2 protein-coding genes are annotated in these 1,570 nt (G+C 58.6%); both read right to left on the bottom strand.

Going from position 1 to position 1,570, the window contains the following annotated elements; genetic code table 11:
* Positions 1–305: 305 nt before the first annotated feature.
* Positions 306–1,145, bottom strand: coding sequence for a sulfonamide-resistant dihydropteroate synthase Sul1 (sul1, locus tag PG887_RS22270; protein WP_000259031.1), 840 nt, complete (start codon positions 1,143–1,145; stop codon positions 306–308).
* A complete protein-coding gene (locus PG887_RS22275) occupies positions 1,139–1,486 on the bottom strand; it encodes a quaternary ammonium compound efflux SMR transporter QacE delta 1 (protein WP_000679427.1) in 348 nt (115 codons plus the stop codon). The genes sul1 and PG887_RS22275 overlap by 7 nt, the downstream gene beginning before the upstream one ends.
* Positions 1,487–1,570 lie beyond the last annotated feature (84 nt).

Genomic DNA, 1,570 nt, shown 5'->3' on the forward strand with positions numbered 1-1,570 from the left:
CTAGGAGCTCGGATCTCAGGACGAAGGTCTCCGCGAATGTCCGGTCGATCCGCGCGACGTCCCAGGCGGGCGTTCCCTTGGCGGACATCCACGCCGCAGCGTCGTGCATCAGCCGCACAACCTCGTCGATATCACCCGAGCAGGCGACCCGAACGTTCGGAGGCTCCTCGCTGTCCATTCGCTCCCCTGGCGCGGTATGAACCGCCGCCTCATAGTGCAGTTTGATCCTGACGAGCCCAGCATGTCTGCGCCCACCTTCGCGGAACCTGACCAGGGTCCGCTAGCGGGCGGCCGGAAGGTGAATGCTAGGCATGATCTAACCCTCGGTCTCTGGCGTCGCGACTGCGAAATTTCGCGAGGGTTTCCGAGAAGGTGATTGCGCTTCGCAGATCTCCAGGCGCGTGGGTGCGGACGTAGTCAGCGCCATTGCCGATCGCGTGAAGTTCCGCCGCAAGGCTCGCTGGACCCAGATCCTTTACAGGAAGGCCAACGGTGGCGCCCAAGAAGGATTTCCGCGACACCGAGACCAATAGCGGAAGCCCCAACGCCGACTTCAGCTTTTGAAGGTTCGACAGCACGTGCAGCGATGTTTCCGGTGCGGGGCTCAAGAAAAATCCCATCCCCGGATCGAGGATGAGCCGGTCGGCAGCGACCCCGCTCCGTCGCAAGGCGGAAACCCGCGCCTCGAAGAACCGCACAATCTCGTCGAGCGCGTCTTCGGGTCGAAGGTGACCGGTGCGGGTGGCGATGCCATCCCGCTGCGCTGAGTGCATAACCACCAGCCTGCAGTCCGCCTCAGCAATATCGGGATAGAGCGCAGGGTCAGGAAATCCTTGGATATCGTTCAGGTAGCCCACGCCGCGCTTGAGCGCATAGCGCTGGGTTTCCGGTTGGAAGCTGTCGATTGAAACACGGTGCATCTGATCGGACAGGGCGTCTAAGAGCGGCGCAATACGTCTGATCTCATCGGCCGGCGATACAGGCCTCGCGTCCGGATGGCTGGCGGCCGGTCCGACATCCACGACGTCTGATCCGACTCGCAGCATTTCGATCGCCGCGGTGACAGCGCCGGCGGGGTCTAGCCGCCGGCTCTCATCGAAGAAGGAGTCCTCGGTGAGATTCAGAATGCCGAACACCGTCACCATGGCGTCGGCCTCCGCAGCGACTTCCACGATGGGGATCGGGCGAGCAAAAAGGCAGCAATTATGAGCCCCATACCTACAAAGCCCCACGCATCAAGCTTTTGCCCATGAAGCAACCAGGCAATGGCTGTAATTATGACGACGCCGAGTCCCGACCAGACTGCATAAGCAACACCGACAGGGATGGATTTCAGAACCAGAGAAAGAAAATAAAATGCGATGCCATAACCGATTATGACAACGGCGGAAGGGGCAAGCTTAGTAAAGCCCTCGCTAGATTTTAATGCGGATGTTGCGATTACTTCGCCAACTATTGCGATAACAAGAAAAAGCCAGCCTTTCATGATATATCTCCCAATTTGTGTAGGGCTTATTATGCACGCTTAAAAATAATAAAAGCAGACTTGACCTGATAGTTTGGCTGTGAG

Origin of the sequence: Aeromonas sp. QDB14 (genome assembly GCF_027707845.1) — a bacterium.
Classification (GTDB): domain Bacteria; phylum Pseudomonadota; class Gammaproteobacteria; order Enterobacterales; family Aeromonadaceae; genus Aeromonas; species Aeromonas caviae.

Bases quoted from the DNA above. Each gene is read 5' to 3' on its own strand.
- PG887_RS22275 (WP_000679427.1), bottom strand. From the start codon at position 1,486: ATGAAAGGCTGGCTTTTTCTTGTTATCGCAATAGTTGGCGAAGTAATC.
- sul1 (WP_000259031.1), bottom strand. From the start codon at position 1,145: ATGGTGACGGTGTTCGGCATTCTGAATCTCACCGAGGACTCCTTCTTC.